This window comes from Saccharothrix longispora, assembly GCF_031455225.1.
GTDB lineage: Bacteria > Actinomycetota > Actinomycetes > Mycobacteriales > Pseudonocardiaceae > Actinosynnema > Actinosynnema longispora.
The window spans coordinates 1,242,222-1,259,841 of record NZ_JAVDSG010000001.1 but is presented as its reverse complement, the minus strand read 5'-3'; the positions used below and the strand labels follow the sequence as shown (position 1 = coordinate 1,259,841).

Annotated in this window: 9 protein-coding genes; 2 read left to right on the top strand and 7 right to left on the bottom strand. The window is 75.3% G+C overall.

Annotated features, from left to right (window positions below; genetic code table 11):
* Window positions 1–78: 78 nt before the first annotated feature.
* Window positions 79–378: a hypothetical protein gene (locus J2S66_RS05575; RefSeq protein ID WP_306746320.1), complete on the top strand. Its 300-nt coding sequence runs from the start codon at window positions 79–81 to the stop codon at window positions 376–378.
* A gap of 79 nt (window positions 379–457) precedes the next feature.
* Here J2S66_RS05575 and J2S66_RS05570 read toward each other — a convergent pair whose 3' ends face one another.
* The 7 genes from J2S66_RS05570 to J2S66_RS05540 all read right to left on the bottom strand — a co-directional run bounded on the left by J2S66_RS05570 (window position 458) and on the right by J2S66_RS05540 (window position 16,414).
* Window positions 458–1,702, bottom strand: a complete 1,245-nt coding sequence (locus tag J2S66_RS05570; RefSeq protein WP_310304578.1) for an MFS transporter — start codon at window positions 1,700–1,702, stop codon at window positions 458–460.
* The gene (locus J2S66_RS05565; protein WP_310304575.1) at window positions 1,699–2,622 is read right to left on the bottom strand and encodes an ornithine carbamoyltransferase; all 924 of its coding nucleotides are present in this window, start codon (window positions 2,620–2,622) and stop codon (window positions 1,699–1,701) included. The genes J2S66_RS05570 and J2S66_RS05565 overlap by 4 nt, the downstream gene beginning before the upstream one ends.
* A gap of 33 nt (window positions 2,623–2,655) precedes the next feature.
* On the bottom strand, window positions 2,656–3,417 hold the full coding sequence (locus J2S66_RS05560) for a thioesterase II family protein (protein WP_310304572.1): 762 nt from the start codon (window positions 3,415–3,417) through the stop codon (window positions 2,656–2,658).
* Window positions 3,418–3,420: 3 nt separating this feature from the next.
* Window positions 3,421–4,389, bottom strand: a complete 969-nt coding sequence (locus tag J2S66_RS05555; RefSeq protein WP_310304569.1) for a TauD/TfdA family dioxygenase — start codon at window positions 4,387–4,389, stop codon at window positions 3,421–3,423.
* Between the two features lie 16 nt (window positions 4,390–4,405).
* Complete coding sequence (locus J2S66_RS05550) at window positions 4,406–5,362, bottom strand: TauD/TfdA family dioxygenase (RefSeq protein WP_310304566.1); 957 nt, start codon at window positions 5,360–5,362, stop codon at window positions 4,406–4,408.
* 95 nt (window positions 5,363–5,457) lie between these two features.
* The gene (locus J2S66_RS05545; RefSeq protein ID WP_310304562.1) at window positions 5,458–10,389 is read right to left on the bottom strand and encodes a non-ribosomal peptide synthetase; all 4,932 of its coding nucleotides are present in this window, start codon (window positions 10,387–10,389) and stop codon (window positions 5,458–5,460) included.
* Between the two features lie 91 nt (window positions 10,390–10,480).
* Window positions 10,481–16,414, bottom strand: a complete 5,934-nt coding sequence (locus J2S66_RS05540; protein WP_310304560.1) for a non-ribosomal peptide synthetase — start codon at window positions 16,412–16,414, stop codon at window positions 10,481–10,483.
* A 158-nt stretch (window positions 16,415–16,572) separates the two neighbouring features.
* On the opposite strand from J2S66_RS05540, the gene J2S66_RS05535 reads away from it, so the two are divergent.
* A complete protein-coding gene (locus tag J2S66_RS05535; RefSeq protein ID WP_310304557.1) occupies window positions 16,573–17,592 on the top strand; it encodes an asparaginase in 1,020 nt (339 codons plus the stop codon).
* The last annotated feature ends 28 nt before the right edge of the window (window positions 17,593–17,620 follow it).

Here is a 17,620-nt window from a genome sequence, read left to right as displayed (position 1 = left end):
CACCACCGTGGCTCGCCCACCGGTGGTGCCGCTGTGGTGGTCCCGCTGCCCGATCCCACCGACCGCCCGGGAGGAACCATGTCCAGCTCCACGCCGCTGTTGCCGCCGATGACCGCCGGGCTGGAGGTGCTCAAGGCGACGTCCGACCGCTCCGACCCGCTCGACGAGGCGGTGCTGAGCGTGGTCGAGGCCGCCGCGCTGGCCGTGGACGCCGCGCAGCGCGCCCGCGCCGGGGGCGACCTGGCCGAGGTGCACTCCTGCCTGGGCGAGGTGCTGGGCGCGGCCCGCGCCGCCGTCACCGCGGCCACGTTCGCCGTGGTGCGGGTACGGGACGAGATGGCGCTGGCCCGCGTCGCACCGCCCGAAGGCCGGTTGTGACGGACCGGGACCCCATGAGTCCGACGCCCGCCGATCGGCGGGCGTCGGACCGGCGCGCGTCGGGCCGTCGGGCGTCGGATCAGCGGGCGTCGGACTTGCGGATGGTGGGGCTGAGCACCGCCCCGACGAGGAGCACGACCAGCCCGGCCGTGACGCACAGCAGCGTCGAGGCGGTGGTGAGGGTGCTCAGCAGCACGCCCGCCACGAGCGCGCCCGCGGAGTTCGCGCCCCAGGAGGTCAGCATGACGGCGCTCATGGCGCGGCCCTGCATCTCGTCGGGCACGACCCGGGCCATGTAGGCGCCCGCGCCGACGTTGAGCACCGCGCCGGTGAACGACATCAGCGCGAACGGCGCGAACAGCAGCGGCAGGGCGGTGGCGAACGCCATCACCGGGACCAGCGCGGCGCGCGTGACCAGGTCGAGCAGCAGGACGCCGCCCAGCGACAGCCTGCGCAGCAGCACCCCGCCGAACAGGGCCCCGCACACGCCGCCGACGCCGCCGACCAGGCCCACCAGCCCGGCCAGCGCGGCCGAGCCACCGGTCTGCTTGATCACCACGAGCGGGACCAGGTTGACCACCTGCGCGAAGAAGTTCGTCGCCGCGACCATGACCGTGGCGGCGCGCAGGAACTTCTGCTCCCACAGCCAGCGCAGGCCCTCGCCGATGTCCCGGCGCAGCGCCAGCGGCCGGTCGACCCGCTCGGTCTGCAACGGCCGGCGCACGAACAGCAGGCTGACCAGCGCCACCAGGTGGCCGAGCGCGACGGCCGCGAACGGCAGCCAGGACAGCAGGGCGAACAGCGAGCTGCCCGCGGGCTGGCCGAGCAGGGACGCCACCCGGCCGCGCGCCTCGTTGCGGGCGACCGCCGTGGGCAGGTGCTCGGGCTCGACCACGTTGCGCACCGCGGCCCGCTGGGCGAGCAGGTAGAAGATCAGGCAGGCGCCCTCGACGAAGTTGACCACCAGCAGGTGCGGCAGCCACACCACGCCGAACAGCACGGCGACGGCCACGCTGAGCATGGCGACCGACGCCAGCGCGTCGCAGCCGACCATCAGCCGGCGGCGGTCCCAGCGGTCGACCAGGACGCCGGCGGGCAGCTGGAGCAGCAGGGCGGGCAGCAGGCCCGCGAACGCCACCAGGCCCGCGCCCAGCGCCGAGTCGCCGTGCCAGACGAGCAGCAGCGGGAACGCGATCACGCTGATCTTCGCGCCCAGCTGGGAGAACCCGGCGCCGGTCCACAGCAGCAGGAAGTCGCGGTTGCGCCGCAGGGGCGGGACTCCCCCGGTGGAGGGCGGTCCCCCCGCGATCGGCTCGGCGGTCACGCCCTGCACCACTCGACGACGGCCATCGCGGTCCACATCTTGTTGGCGGCCTGCCGGAAGGCGATGCTCGTCGGCCCGTCGAGCACCTCGGCGGTGACCTCCTCGCCGCGGTGCGCGGGCAGGTCGTGCATGAACACCGCGTCCGGGTTGGTGTCCCACAGCGCCGCGCCGACCTGGAACGGCGCGAAGACGTCGCGCCAGCGCGGGTCCGGCTTCGCGGTGCCGGTGGTCTGCCAGCGGGTGGTGTAGAGGACGTCCACCCCGGACGGCGGCGTGGACATGTCGTGCGACTCGGAGAGCGTCGCCCCGGTGCGCCGGGCCACCGCGCGCGCCCGCGCCATCACGCCCGGGTCGACCGCGTAGCCCGGCGGCGTCCGGAAGTCGACCTCCATGCCGGGGACGCGGGCCGCCGCCAGGGCGAGCGCGGTCGCGCTGTTGTTGCCCTCGCCGAGGTAGGCCACCCTGATGCCGGACAGGGTGCCGAAGTGGGCCTTGATCGTGGCGAGGTCGGTGAGCGCCTGGGTCGGGTGCTCCAGCTCGCTCATCGCGTTGACCACGGACATGCCGCCCCACGACGCCCAGCCGCGCAGCTCCTCGGTGGTGCCGCAGGTGCGGGCGACCAGGACGTCGAGCATGGAGGAGAGCACCCGACCGGTGTCCTCGGTGGTCTCCCCCGTGTTGGTCTGGAGGTCGGCCGGGCCGAAGTTCACCACGCCCGCGCCCAGCCGCAGCGAGCCCGACCAGAACGACGTGCGGGTGCGCGTCGACGTCCGCCGGAAGTACAGGCCGACGACCTGGTCGGCCAGCGGCCGGCCGTGCTCGGCGGTCCCGGCCGCGAACCCCGCGGCGCGGTCCACGACGTGGTGCAGGTCGTCGTCGTCGAGGTCGTCGATCGAGATGAGGTGCTTCGTCCGGGCCATCGGTTCCCAACCCTTCGGGCGGACCGCCCGGCCTCAGCCGAGCCGGTCGGCGGCACCGGCCAGGACGTCGAACAGCTCGCGGGGCGGCGCGTCCACGTAGTAGTGGTCACCGGGCACCACGTGCTCGTCGGCGGGGCCGATGGTGTGCTTGGTCCAGGGGCGCATGTCGTCGATCGTGCAGCTGTGGTCCGCCGCGGCGGCGACCAGCGTCAGCGGGCACGTCAGCGGCGGGCCGGGGGTGTAGCGGTAGCGCTGGGACATCAGCAGGTCACCGCGCAGCGGCGGGATCAGCAGGTCCCACAGGTCGGGGTCGCTCAGCGCCGGGCCGGCCCGGTTGCCCAGCCGGGTCAGGTAGCGGCGCAGGTCGTCGTCGCGGGTGAAGTCGTAGCCGGTGGTCGCGCAGTCGGCGGGCGGCCGGCGGGCCGACACGACCAGCCCGGCGAGCGGCGTCGGGAACCTCGGCGACAGCCGCCGCGCCACCTCGAACGCGACGGTGGCGCCGAGGCTGTGCCCGAAGAACGCGACCGGCCGGTCGAACAGGCGCGGCACGACCGCGGCCACCTCGTCCGCCAGCACCTCCAGCCGCGAGACGGGCTCCTCCCGGCTGCGGTCCTGGCGTCCGGGGTACTGCACGCCCACCAGCTCGACCGACTCGGGCAGGCGCTCGGCCCAGCCGTGGAAGACGCTGGCGCCGCTGCCCGCGTGCGGGAAGCACACCACGCGCAGTGCCGCGCGGGGGCGGGACCGGTAGACCCGCAGCCAGCCGGTCGACCCGGTGGTCGGCAGTCGGCCCACGGCTCACCCCCCGTTGGCCAGGTAGTCGGACACGTGCGCCTCGCCCATCGCCACGGCGATCTTGCGCGGGCCGGTGAACGGCTCGCGGCCGTGCGCGGCCAGCATGTTGTCCACCAGCAGGACGTCCTTGTGCCGCCAGTCGAACCGGCGCGACTCGGCCCGGTAGCAGGCCCGCAGGTGGGCCACCACGTCGGACGGGATCGGGGCGCCGTCGCCGTAGTAGGTGTTGGTCGGCAGGCCCTCCTCGCCGAACATGCCGAGCAGGCCCTCCTGGAGGTCCTCGTCCAGCGACGAGTGGTGGAAGAACGTGATGTGGTTGAACCACACGTCCTCACCGGTGTCCGGGTGGGTGTAGGTGGCCTTGCGCAGCGCCCTGGTGCGCAGGTGGTCGTCGCCCAGCCACTCGGCGACCATGCCGCGGTCGGCGCAGTAGCGCTCCACCTCGGCGCGGTCGGAGGTGCCGAACACCTCCGGCCAGGAGACCCCGAAGTGGGGCCGGTAGTTGCGCACGACCATCCAGCCGCGCCGCTCGAACTCCTCCCGCACGGCGGGGTCGATCGCCCGGTGGACGCGGCGCACGTCGGCCAGCGGCGTCGCGCCCCGCGTCTCCGGCTCGCGGTCGCAGTAGAAGTAGACGACCCGCGGCCACACCGCCTGGTAGGAGTTCTCGTTGTGCAGGAAGATCTCCTCGTCCGGCGGGTAGTCCGTCGAGGTGTAGACGTTGCCCTTGATGGAGTGCCGGGGCGAGGAGCGCTCGCTGTAGGTCAGCGGTTCGCCGGAGAACGCCCGCACGACCGCCTCGAACGCGGTCACGTCGTCCACCGGGTAGCCGCGGAACAGCAGGGCGCCGTGCGTGGTGAGCAGCTCGCGCCAGCGCGCCCGGTCGGCCGCGACCACCTCGTGCAGCGGTCGGTCGTCGTCCGCCTCCCGCACGTGCGGCAGCGTCTGCTCCTGGGACAGGGTGTCGGTCATCCGTTGGTACCTCCGCTCATCCGGACATGGCCACGAGCACCCGGCGGGGGCCGGTGAACGGTCGCCTGCCGTGCCCGACGAGCACGTTGTCGATCAGCATCAGGTCGCCCTCGGACCAGTCGTTGTCGACCGCCTCCGCCAAGCCCCGGTCGCGCACCTGCACGACGTACTCGGCGGGGATCGGCGTGCCGTCGGCGAAGGCGACCGACTGCGGCATGTCCTCCTCGGCCAGGATCTCGGCCAGCGCCCGGGCGGTCTCGTCGCCGAGCCCGGCGGCGTGCCACTGGTCGGACTGGTTGAACCAGACCTCGGCGCCGGTCCGCGGGTCCACGACCGTGGACGGCCCGCTCTGCTCGACGCGCAGCGAACCGTCGGCCCGCCACTCGAACTCGGCCGAGGTCTCCTTCAGGAACACCTCGACGTCGGCCTTGTTCGCGGTCTCGAACGTCTCCTGCCAGCTCTTGCCGAAGCCGTGGCCGTCGTGCAGGTTCTGCCGGTAGCGCACGCCGCCGCGGTAGGCCGCGCGGACCTCCTCGTCGAGGGCTGCGAGCCACCGGGCGCCGTCGACCACGGGGGTCGCACCGCCGCCCGAGGGCGCCTGCTGGCAGTAGAACAGCAGGCGGCTCGGGTAGCGCGCGGCGTAGGACAGCTCGTTGTGCATGGAGATCGTGTACTCGGGCGGGTACTCGGTCGACGTGTAGACGTTCGCGCCGATGTCGCCCACCTTGGTGCGCGGCGAGTTGCCGTGCCGGTACGCCCAGCGCTCCGGCAGCAGGTGGTCGATGACGGCGTCGAACTCGTCCGGCCGCACCGAGAAACCCCGCCACACCAACGCCTTCGCCCGGGTCAGCTCGGCGCCCAGGTCGCCGACCGACGCCAGGTGCTCCACCAGCCCGGCCGCCGTGGGCGCGACCCCCGCGTCCTCCGGCCGGATCACCGTCGGCGACCAGCGCTGGTCGGTTGGCTCCGCCACGAGGACCACCCCTCTTCCCGTCTCGTCGCGCCGCACCCGGCGCGCTTGCGGCTCTGGAACTCTCGACCGCCGGGCAATACGGCGGCTATATCGGCTCAGACCTCCGGCGAGGTCCGGGCGATCAGCTCCTCCTCGGACATCTGCTCGACCTCGGCGAGGATCGCGGCCTCGACGACGGCGGCCAGCTCGGCGACCGTCGGCCCCTCGAACACCGACCGGATCGGCAGGTCCACTTCGAACACCGACCGCAGGGCCGCGACCAGCCGGATGGCCAGGATCGAGTTGCCGCCCGAGCGGAAGAAGTGCGAGTCGCCGCCGACCCCGACGCCCAGCAGGTCGGTGAAGATCTCCGCGACCCGCTCCTCGACCGGGCCGCGCGGCGGCACGAACCCGGTGGTCCGCGCCTCCTCGAACGGCGGCAGCGCCGCCTTGTCGACCTTGCCGTTGGCGTTGAGCGGCATCCGCTCCAGCACCACGACCCCGTCCGGGACCATGTAGTCCGGCAGCCGGGCGGCGCAGTGGGCGGTCAGCGCCTCCGGGAGGTCCGCCACGTCCGGCGCGGCCACGCAGTACGCGAGCAGCCGCACGGACTCCGCCGGGCCCTTGGCGGTCACCACGACCGCGTCCTTGACGTCCGGGTGGTCCGCCAGCACGGCGGTGATCTCGCCCAGCTCCACCCGGTAGCCCCGGACCTTGACCTGGTCGTCCGCGCGGCCGACGAAGTCCACGTCGCCCTCGGGCAGCAGGCGGACCAGGTCGCCGGTGCGGTACAGGCGGGCCCCGGGCGGGCCGAACGGCGACGGGACGAACCGGTCGGCGGTCAGCGCCGGGCGGTCGAGGTAGCCACGCGCCAGGCCCGCTCCCCCGACGTACAGCTCGCCCACCACGCCGGGCGGCAGGGGCTTCAGCGCCTCGTCGAGGACGTGCACCTCGATGCCGGGCAGCGCCTGGCCGATCGGCACGGTGTCGCCCGTCACGGGCTCGTCCACCGGGAAGACGCAGGTGCCCACGGACGACTCGGTCGGGCCGTACTCGTTGATCAGGTGCCCCGGGCCGAGGGCCCGGCGCCACCGCTCGGCCAGCGCGGGCGGCAGCGGCTCGCCGGCCACCACGACGACCTCGGCCAGGTCGGCCAGCCACTGCTCGGAGAGCTGGTCGGTCAGGATCTGGAGGTGGCCGGGGGTGAGCTTGAGGAAGCTCAGCGGAGCCGCGTCCGTCAGCAGCCTGCCCAGGTCGGCCAGGTCCAGGTCGGACGGCAGCAGGTGCACCGGCTGGCCGGCCATCAGCGGCGCCCACAGGTTGGGCACCACCAGGTCGAACGCCACGGAGGAGAACACCGCGCCGCCGCGCCGGCCGCGCATGGCCAGCTCGTTGGTGGCCCACCGCAGGTGGTTGGCCAGGCCGCCGTGGGTGATCTGCACGCCCTTCGGCCGTCCGGTCGAGCCGGAGGTGTAGATGACGTAGGCCAGCAGGTCCGGGTCGTCGACCCGGTCGGGGGCGTCGGCCGGTTCCGCGTCGATCAGCGGCGCGTCGGTGTCCAGGTGGACCACGTGGCCCGAGGCGTGGCAGCCGATCCGGTCCGCGTGCGCGGAGGAGGTCAGCACGACCGGCACGTCGGCGTCGGTCAGCATGAACCCGATCCGCTCCTGCGGCAGGTTGGGGTCCACCGGCAGGTAGGCGGCGCCGGCCTTCCACACGCCCAGCAGGCTCGCCATCAGGTCGATCCCGCGGTCCAGGGCCACCGCGACCACCGCGTCCGGTCCCGCGCCGCGCCGCCGGAGGTGGTGGGCGATCCGGTTGGCCCGCGCGTCCAGCTCGGCGAACGTCGCCGTGTCCGCGCCGGCGACCAGCGCCACCGCGTCGGGCGCCGCCCGGACCTGCCGCTCCACCAGGCGCGGCACCGAGCCGAACGAGGCCGCGACCCGGTTCGCCGGGCGCCGCGCCGGGCGCCGCGCCCCGTCGAAGTCCATCTCGGCCAGGCGGGCGCCCGGGTCGGCGGCGGCGGAGGTGAGCAGGCGGACGAAGTGCTCGGCCATCCGCTCGACCGTGGCGCGCTCGAACAGCGAGGTGGCGTACTCGAAGCCGCCGACGTACCGGCCGTCCGGTTCGCGGCGCAGGTACAGCGTCAGGTCGGTCCGGGCGGTGCGCGACAGGTCGAGCAGGGTGCCCAGGTCGTCGGGGTCGGCCGCGGAACCGGTCAGCCGCCCGTCGTGCAGGTCGAAGGCGACCTGGTACAGCGGGGTGCGCGACAGGTCCCGCTCCGGGGCCAGGTCGGCGACCAGCAGCTCGAACGGCAGGCCCTGGTGCGCCAGGGCGTCGCGGCACGTGTCGCGCACGCCGGCGAGGGTGTCGCGGAAGGACGACCTGCCGTCGAGGCGGCAGCGCAGGACGACGCTGTTGAGGAAGAAGCCCACCACGTCCTCGACCTCGGCGCGGTCGCGCCCGGACACCGGCGTGCCGATCACCACGTCCCACTGGCCGGTGTAGCGGGCCAGCAGGGTGGTGAAGCCGGACAGCAGCGTCATGAACGACGTGGCGCCGAGCTCGCGGCCGAGTTCGTCGAGCGCCTCGGCGACCAGGGCGGAGACGGTGAAGGGCACCATCGAGCCGCGGCCGTCGCGGACCTCCGGGCGGGCCTTGTCGGTGTGCAGCACGAGGGGCGACGCGCCGTCGAGCACCGTCCGCCAGTGCCGCAGCTCCTCCTCGACCGCCGGGCCCTCGGCCCGCTCCCGCTGCCACACCGCGTAGTCGGCGTACTGCACGGGCAGGTCGGGCAGGTCCGGCGCGCGGCCGGCGCGCGCCGCGGCGAGCAGCTCGGTGAAGTCGCGTTCCAGGACCGCCGAGGACCAGCCGTCGCAGACGATGTGGTGCATCAGCACGACCAGCACGCGGTCGCCCGCGGCGTCGTTCGCGGTGAGCACCGAGCGGACCAGCGGCCCGCGCTCGATGTCGATGCCCCGGTCGAGTTCCCCGTCCAGCACGGTGGCCAGCCCGTCGGCGGTCGTGCCCAGGACGCGCAGGTCCGCGGTCGTGGGCGGGTCGACCACCTGGACGGGTTCGCCGCGGTCGGTGGTGAACCGGGTGCGCAGCGATTCGTGCCGGGCGAGCAGGCCGTCCAGCGCGGCCCGGACCAGCTCGTCCGGGGTGTCGCCGGGCACCCGCAGGAACAGCGGCGAGACCCACTCGCGGGCACGGGGCTGCATCCGGTCGAGCAGCCACAGCCGGCGCTGCCCCGTGGAGACCGGCAGCGGGCCGGTGCGCGGGATGCGGCGCAGCGCGGCCTCGTCGACCTCCTCGACCGGGACGACCAGCGCGGCCTGCTCGGCGAGGGTGGTGGCGGAGAGCAGCTTCGGCAGGTCGATCGCCGTGCCGGTGGCCTTGCGCAGCCGGTTGGCGAGCCGGGTGAACTGGAGCGACGAGCCGCCGAGGCGGAAGAAGTCGTCGTGCACGCCGACCTCGTCCACGCCCAGCAGGTCGCACCACACCCGCTCGACCAGCCGTTCGGCCGCGGTGCGCGGCGCGACCTTCTCCTCGCCGGCCGCCGGCTCGGGCAGCGCCGACCGGTCCACCTTGCCGCTGGCCAGCAGCGGGAGCCGGTCGAGTCCGACGAACGCCGACGGCACGTGCGTGGCGGGCAGGCGCTCGGCCAGGTAGGCGCGCAGGTCGCCGACCTCGGCCTGGCCGGTCGCCTCGTGGTAGGCGACGAGGCGGGTGCCGCCGTCCGGCGTGGCGAACGGCACGACGGCCACCGCCCGCACGCCGGGGTGCGCGGCCAGCGCGGCCTCGACCTCGCCCGGCTCGATGCGCACGCCGTTGACCTTGACCTGCTGGTCGACGCGCCCGCGGTACTCCAGGTAGCCGTCCTCGCGCCACCGCGCCAGGTCGCCGGTGCGGTACAGCCGCGCGCCGGCGGGGCCGTGCGGGTCGGGCACGAACGCCTCGGCCGTGCGGCCGGGCAGGTTCAGGTAGCCGCGGGCGACGCCGACACCGCCCGCGTACAGCTCGCCGGTCACGCCGATGTCGACCGGGTCGCGGCGGTCGTCGGCGATCAGCACGCGCATGCCGGGGATCGGCCGCCCGATCGGCACCGGCCCGGAGCGCTGCGCGGGGTCGAAGCGGAACGCGGTGACGTCGATGGAGCACTCGGTCGGCCCGTAGGTGTTCCACACCTCGACCCGCTCCGGCGCGGGGAGCAGCCCGAGGAAGCGCTGCACCAGCTCGGCGTGCAGCGGTTCGCCCGCGCAGGTGAGCAGCCGCAGCGCGCCGGCGCCGTCCCAGCCGTCCTCGGCCACCAGGGCGCGCAGCACCGACGGCACCACCTGGAGCACCGTGACGTCGTGGCGGACCACGGCGGCGACCAGCGCGGCCGGGTCGCGCTCCGCGCCGTGCGGGGCGAGCACCACGGTGCCGCCGCAGGTCAGGGGGGCGAAGATCTCCCAGCCGGCGGCGTCGAAGGTCATCGCGGTCTTCTGGAGCACCCGGTCCGCCGCGGTCAGCCGCTGACCGCGCACGGCCCAGTCGACCCGGTTGGCGATGCCCGCGTGCGTGACGACGACGCCCTTCGGCGTGCCGGTGGAGCCCGAGGTGTGCACGACGTAGGCCGCGCCGTCGCCGTTCGAGTCGACGGCGGGGGCGCCGGCGGCCTCCGGCAGGTCGTGCGGCGAGAGCACCACCAGGTCCGGCACGTCGGGCGCGGTGGCGCCGGGCGCGGCCAGCAGCTGCCGGACGCCGGCGTTGCGCAGCACGAGGGCGTTGCGCTGCCCGGGGTGGTCGGGGTCGAGCGGCAGGTACGCGCCGCCGGCCTTCCACACCGCGAGCAGCCCGGCCACGAGGTCGACGCCGCGCGGCAGGCACACGCCGACCACCGAGCCGGGCCCGACGCCGGCCGCGCGCAGTGCGGCGGCCTGGCGCTCGGCGCGGGACTCCAGGTCCGCGTAGCTGTGCGAACGGGGACCGTCGACGACGGCGATCGCCTCGGGCGTGGCAGCGGCCTGTCGTGCGACGAGCAGGTGGATGTCGAGGGACATCGGTGATCCTCCATGCGGACTCGGCTCGGCACGTGCGCGTCGGACGTGCGCGGCACCCGGCGTACCGGTGGTTCGGGTGTTCACGGGCGGCTCAGGCGTAGCCGCCCCATTCGGCCAGCAGCCGTCGCCGGTCGCCGGCCTCGGCCGCGTACAGCTCGCGGACCGGCCGCTCGGGGTCCGCCGCGAAGCGGTCGAGCACGGTGGTGAAGCGGTCGAACAGCGCAGCCGCCGCGGCGTCGTCGAACGCGTCCGGGCGGTGCCCCAGCCACAGCTCCAGCCGGTCGCCGGGGATGGCGACCATGCGCAGCGGGTAGTGCGTCTCGTCCTCCAACCCGTAGGGACCGGCCCGGAGGTCGCCGAGGGAGTTCGGCCACACCGAGGGGTCGAGCGGGTAGTTGACGACCATCGTCGTGGTGTCGAAGAGGCTCTTGCCGCCGCCGAAACCGGCCTGGCGCTGGATCTCGGCGAGGGACAGGTGGTGGTGCGGCAGCAGCGCGGCCTGCTCGTCCTGAGTGCGCCGGGCCAGGGCGGCCAGGGACTCGTCGCGGTCGACCCGCACCCGCACCGGCACCGTGTTGGTCAGCAGCCCGACCATGTCCCGGACGCCGGGCAGCTCCGGCGGCCGGCCGGAGACCGACGTGCCGAACAGGACGTCGTCGGAGTTCGTCAGCCGCGACAGCACGTAGCCCCACGCGCACTGCACGACCGTGTTGAGCGTGACGCCGAGCGCGCGGCACCGGTTGGTCAGCGCGTCGGACTCCGCCGCCCCGAGGGCGCGCCGGATCTGCCGGTGCGGTTCGGGCGTGCCCGCCCGCTCGGCCGGGTGCACGTGGCACGGGCCGGTCACGCCGGCCAGCGCAGCCGCCCACGCCGCCCGCGCGCCGGGGACGTCCTGCCGGGCCAGCCACTCCAGGTAGGTGCGGTAGGGCGCGACGGGCGGCAGGTCGGCGTCGAGGTCGCCGTAGAGCGCGAACAGCTCCTTGAGCACGATGCCGGTGGACCAGCCGTCCCACAGGATGTGGTGCGTGGTCAGCGCCAGCCGGTGCCGGCGCGGGCCGAGGCGGAGCACCAGCAGGCGCAGCGCGGGCGGCGCGGCCAGGTCGAACCGGCCGACCCGCTCGCGGGCCGCCAGTTCGGCCGCGCGGGCCTCCTGGTCGGGCACTCCGGTCAGGTCGTACCCGGTCCACGGGACCTCGACCCGCGCGGGCACCACCTGCACGGCCGTGCCGTCCTCGTCGTCGTGCACGAACGCGGCGCGGATGTTGTCGTGCCGGGCCAGGGTGGCCTCCGCCGCCCGGCGCAGCCGCTCCGGGTCCAGGTCGCCCTCCACGTCGACGCGCACCTGGGAGGCGTAGACGTCCAGGCCGCCCTCGGTGAGCAGGTTGTGGAACAGGAACGCCTCCTGCATCGGCGCGAGCGGCAGGACGTCCACCGCGCCGGGGTAGGCGGCGCAGATCCGGTCGACCCGCTCCTGGGTCAGGTTCGCCAGCGGCACGTCGGAGGCCAGCAGCGCGCCCGCGCCCGGCGTGGCGGCGTGCGCGACCAGGCCGGCCGTCGCCGCCTCCCACAGCCCGAGCAGCGCGGTCACGTCGGCCTCGTCGAGCAGGCGCCCGGGCCAGGTCAGCATGAGCGTGGTGCGCGGGCCCGCCGCGGTGTCGTGGGTGATCGCGTCGGCGCCCAGCACGTTCGGCATCGGCATCCGGGGGTCCGCGCCGCCGGCGAAGCTGTCCTCCGCGCCGGTGATGCCCCAGTCGTCCGCGCCGGCCGAGCGGAACCGGCCGAGGTAGTTGAAGCACAGGCGCGGGGTGGGCAGCGCGGCGAGCGCGTCGCGGGACGCCGGGTCGAGGTGGCGCAGCACGCCGAAGCCGATGCCGTTGTCGCGCGGCGCCCGCAGCTGCTCGCGGACCCGCTTGAGCGCGGCGCCCAGCGCCGGGCCGCCCGCGACCGCCTCCGCCCACGGCACCTCGCCGGGGTCGACGCGGGCGGGGTGGATGGTGGTGAACCAGCCGACCGTGCGGTCCAGGACGACGCCCGGCGCGATCTCCTCGCGCCCGTGGCCCTCCAGCTCGACCAGCACGGCGTCCGCGCGGGGCGCGCCGCGCCGCTCGCGCCACCGGGCGTAGGCCAGCGACAGCGAGGTCAGCAGGGCGTCGCCGGCGGTCGCCCGGAAGCGGGCGGGCACGGTGTCCAGCAGCGCGTCGCCGACGTCCGCCGGCAGGGTGAGCCGGACGGTCCGCGCGGTGGCGAAGGTGTCGACGGCGGGGTCGGGTTCCGCGGTGTAGGCCGGGTCCGGTGTGGACAGCACGTCCGTCCAGTGCGGCAGCTCGTCGCGGTAGGTCTCCGCCGCCGCGGTGGCGGCCAGCCGCCGCGCCCACGCGGCCATCGGCGTCGTCACGGCGGGCAGCGCGCCCGCCCGGCCGGCCGCCGCCGTGCCCAGGTCCTGGAGCAGGACCCGCCACGAGACGCCGTCGACCACGAGGTGGTGTACCACCAGCAGCAGGGTGCCGCGCTCGGCGGGGCCCGCGTCGAACCACACCGCGCGCAGCACCGCGCCCGCCTCGGGCGACAGGCCGCGCCGCGCCTCGGCGCGCTCCTCCGCGAGGGCCGCGCGCAACCGGTCCGCGTCGAACCCGGCGGCGTCGACCCGGCGCAGCCAGCCGTCCGGCATCGGCGTGCCGGTCGGGCGCACGTCCAGCACCGGTTCGCCGTCGTCGTCCCGCGCCAGCGCGGTCCGCAGCGCGTCGTGGTGGTCGACCAGTGCCCGCAGCGCCCGGTCGAGCATGTCGAGCCGCAGGTCGGCCGGGGTGTGGACGGTGACCGCCTGGTGGAAGCCGTCGATCGGGGCGTGCCCCGCGCGGGCCCAGCGCATGATCGGGGTCAGCGGCACCGGTCCGGTCGGCTCGACCTCGGGCGCCGCCTCGGTGTCGAGCACGCGGGCGACCTCGGCGAGACCGGCCGCGGTCGGGTGGGCGAACACCTCGCGGGCGGTCAGCTCCAGCCCGTGCTGCCGGGCCAGGGACACCAGCTGCAACGCGATGATGCTGTCGCCGCCGCGGTCGAAGAACGACTCGTCCGGGCCGATCTCGGCCACGCCGAGCACCTCGCGCAGCAGGTCCCGCACGACCTTCACCGGGCCCGCCCCGTCCGGGGCGGCGGGCGTCGCGACGACGTCCTCCGGGCTGGGCAGGCCGCGCCGGTCGAGCTTGCCCGCCGCCGTCAGCGGCAGCGCGTCCAGCAGGACCACGGAGTCCGGCACCATCTGGTTGGGCAGGAACCGCCGGGCGGCCCGGCGCACCTCGTCGGGCTCCACCACCGCGCCCTCGGCCGGCACGACGTAGGCCAGCAGCCTCATCCGGCCGTGCGGCCCCTCGTCCGCGACGACGGCGACGGCGCCGACCCCGTCGAGGCCGGCCAGCACGGTCTCGACCTCGCCGGGCTCGATGCGGGCGCCGCGGATCTTGATCTGGTCGTCGGCGCGGCCGACGTACTCCAGGTTGCCGTCCTCGCGCCAGCGCACCAGGTCTCCGGTGCGGTACATGCGCTCGCCGGGCAGGCCGTGCGGGCACGGCAGGAACCGGTCCGCGGTCAGGCCGGGGCGGCCCAGGTAGCCGCGCGCCAGGCCGGCGCCGGCCACGTACAGCTCCCCCGCCGCGCCGGGCACGGTCGGCCGCAGCTCGCCGTCCAGCACGTAGACCCGCATGTTGCGCAGCGGGGTGCCGATGTCGGGGCGGCTCTCGCCGGTGAGCGGGGCGCTGCCGGTCGAGCCCACGCCCGCCTCGGTCGGGCCGTACATGTTGAGCATCCGGCGGCCGGGTCCCCAGCGCCGGCACAGCCGCTGGTCCACGTCCTCACCGCCGGTGAGCAGCGTCTCCAGGTCGGGCAGGTCGATCTCGGGCACGTTGGCCAGCACGGCGGGCGGCAGCGCCAGGTGGGTGATCCGGTTGTCCCGCAACATCTCCACGAGCCGGTCGAACGGCAGCTCGGCGGCGGGCGGCGCGAGCACGAGCCGCCCGCCCGCGACGAGCGCGGGCCAGATGTCGGCCACCGAGGCGTCCACGCCGGGCGAGACGAGCTGGAGCACGCGGGTGTTCTCGTGCGTCCCGTACCGGGGGATGTTGTCGAACACCATGTTGCACAGCGCCGACCGGGGTTCGACGACGCCCTTCGGGGCACCGGTCGAGCCGGAGGTGTAGATGACGTAGGCGGGGTTGGCCGGGTGGACCGGTCGGCGGGGCGCGGCGCGGCCGACGGTGGGCCGGGTGTCCTCCACGACCAGCACCTCCACCGCGGTGGGCGGCAGCGCGGGCTCGGTCGCGGCGTCGCTGACCACGCAGCGCGCACCGGCGTCGGCGACCAGGTGGGCGATCCGCTCGGGCGGGTTCGCGAGGTCGATCGGCAGGAACGCGGCACCGGCCTTGAGCACGGCCAGCATGGCGACGACCAGGTCCGGTGTGCGCGGCAGCACGAGGGCGACCACGTCCTCCGGCCCGACCTCGCGCGCGGCCAGCCGGTCGGCGAGCCACTCGGCCCGCTCGTCCAGCTCGCGGTAGGTCAGCTCGGTCGTCCCGTGGACCACGGCCACCGCGTCGGGGGCGCGCCGCGCGCGCCGCTCCACCAGTTCCGCGATGTCGCCGTCCGGCACGGGGGCGGCGGTGTCGTTGCGGCGCACCAGCAGCTCGTGGCGCTCGGCGTGCGACAGCAGGTCGAACGAGTCCACCGGCCGGTCCGGGACGGCGGTGACGTCCCGCGCGAAGGCGGTGAACCGGTCGGCGTGCTCCTCGACGCCGCGCCGGCCGTGCAGCCTGGGCTCGGCCTCGAACACGAGCGTGACCGGGCCGTCGTCCTGCCCGTGCACGTTGACGGACAGGTCGATCGGCGGGCCGGAGGCGAGGTTGCGGGCCCGCGCGGTGGTGCCGGCGAAGGAGAACTCGTCGTCGAACGGCGTGAAGTTGACCAGCGGGCCGAGGAAGCCGCCCTCGGTGACGTTCACGCCGAGCGCGCGGACCACCTCGTCGTGCCGGAGGCGCTCGTGCGGCAGGCCCTCCGCCAGCGCGGCGGACAGGAGCCCGACCACGTCGGTCAGGGTGGCCGTCGGCCCCACGTCGACGCGCAGCGGGACCACCGCCGCCGCCATGCCCACCACCTGCCGCGTCGCGATGCCGCGCCGGCCGCTGGTGGGCAGGCCGAGCACGACGTCCCGCCGCCCGGTGAGCCGCCCCAGGTAGGAGGCGACGGTGGCGAGCAGCACGACCTGCCAGGTGGCGCCGGTCAGCTCGGCGACCTCGCGCAGCCGGCCGAGGGCGGCGTCGTCGAGCTCGCGCGCCACGCGCCAGGCGACGAGGTCGGTGTCCGGTCCGGGGCCACCGATCGGGGGCACCCGCATGGACTCCGGCGCGTCGGCGAACGTGCCGGTCCAGAACTCCAGGTCGGCCGCGTGCGCGGGCGACTCGCGGTAGCGCCGATCGGCGTCGACCAGCGCGGTCAGCGACCGCAGCGGGGGCTGCGCCGGGGCCGCGCCGGTCACCAGGGCGGTGTAGCGGTCGGCCAGCGTGCGGTGCAGCAGCCGCATCGAGTACGCGTCGGTGACGATGTGGTGCATGCGGCAATAGAACCGGAACCGCCGCTCGCCCAGGCGGATCAGCGCCGCCGCCGAGACGGGGCCCACGCCGAGGTCGACCGGCGTGGCGCGCTCGGCCGCCGTCCACTCGTCGGCCCGCCGCTCCGGGTCCGGCTCGCCGGAGAAGTCGAGCACCGGCAGCTCGGGCAGCCCGTCCTCGGGGACGACGACCTGCACCAGGCCGTCCTCGTCGGCGAACCGCTCGACCCGCAGCGCGTCGGCCTCCGCGCGCACCCGCCGCCACGCGGCCGCGAACGCGCCGACGTCGAGCGGCCCGGCGAATTCGAGCACCTCGGCGCAATTGAAGACCTGGCCGGTGCCGTCCAATTGGTGCGCGAACCAGACGCCTTTCTGCGCCGCGGAGAGCGGCAGGCGCCGCGCACCACCCTGCCCGCCCGAGTCACCCACGGCACGCCGCCCAGGTCAGGGGCACCGTCGAACTCGCAGCACTCAGACGTCCGCATGGGCTCGTGAACATGCGGACCACGGTGCCGAGCCCGACTACAACTCCCCTATACCCAGGGGATATTGGGCCGCTGTAGGCCGGCGGCGACAATCGGGTACCTGTGAATGAAAAAACGAATCGGACGTCGGTCGCCGTCATCGGCTCGGGCGGCACGATCGCGGGCCTCGCGGCGAGCCGGTCGGACTTCCAGAGCTACCGCGGCGGAGCGCTCAAGACGGCCGAGCTGCTCGACGCCCTGGCCGCCGAACTGGACGGGGTCGCGCGCACCGAACCGATCGACTTCGAGGGCGAGGGCGGCGGGTGCCGCACCCTGCGCGACTTCCACGCGCTGTCCACCCTGGTCGACACCCACCTCGCCGCCGGCGCCGACGCCGCCGTGGTGCTGTGCGGCACCCGGCAGCTCGAAGAGGTCGCCTACTGGCTCGACCTCACCGTCCGCAGCCCCAAGCCGGTGGTCGTCACCGGGGCGTTCCGGCCGTGGAACGCGCTGGGCAGCGACGGGCAGGCCAACCTGCACAACGCCGTCGCGCTGGCCGCGTCCGGCCGCACGACCGGCTTCGGCACGGTGGTGGCGCTCAACGACCGCGTCCTGTCCGCCCGGGACGCGGCCAAGTCGGACACCCTGCGCCTGGACGCCTTCCGGGGCCGCGAGTGGGGCGCGCTCGGGGTGGTGGACGAGCGGAACATCCGCCTGCTCCGCGCGCCGGCCCGCGTGCTGCTGCACGGCCGCCCGGAGTGGGGCACCCCGTTCGACCTGACCCGGATCGACCCGGACCGGTTGCCGCGCACCGAGATCGCCTACTCCTACACCGACGCGGGCGGCGAGGCCGTGGCCGCGTTCGCCCGCTCCGGGGTCGCCGGCGTGGTGATGGCGGGCGACCCGTCCGACCGGCAGGCCGGTGCGCTGCGGGAGGCGGTCGGCGCGGGTCTCGTGGTCGTCGCGGCGGGCCGCAACACCACCGGCGCCGTGTACGACCCGGGCGTGCCCGGGATCATCGCCGCCGAGGACCTCACGCCGCAGAAGGCGCGGCTGCTGCTGACGCTCGGCCTGGCGGTGACCGACGACGTGCACCGGCTGCGGGCGCTGTTCCGCGAGCACGGCGTGCCCGAGTTCGGCTGACCCGACTCCGGGGGGCGGCGACCACGCG

Coding starts and splice junctions, on each gene's coding strand:
- J2S66_RS05545 (WP_310304562.1), bottom strand. CDS start 10,389: ATGTCCCTCGACATCCACCTGCTCGTCGCACGACAGGCCGCTGCCACG.
- J2S66_RS05555 (WP_310304569.1), bottom strand. CDS start 4,389: ATGACCGACACCCTGTCCCAGGAGCAGACGCTGCCGCACGTGCGGGAG.
- J2S66_RS05575 (WP_306746320.1), top strand. CDS start 79: ATGTCCAGCTCCACGCCGCTGTTGCCGCCGATGACCGCCGGGCTGGAG.
- J2S66_RS05565 (WP_310304575.1), bottom strand. CDS start 2,622: ATGGCCCGGACGAAGCACCTCATCTCGATCGACGACCTCGACGACGAC.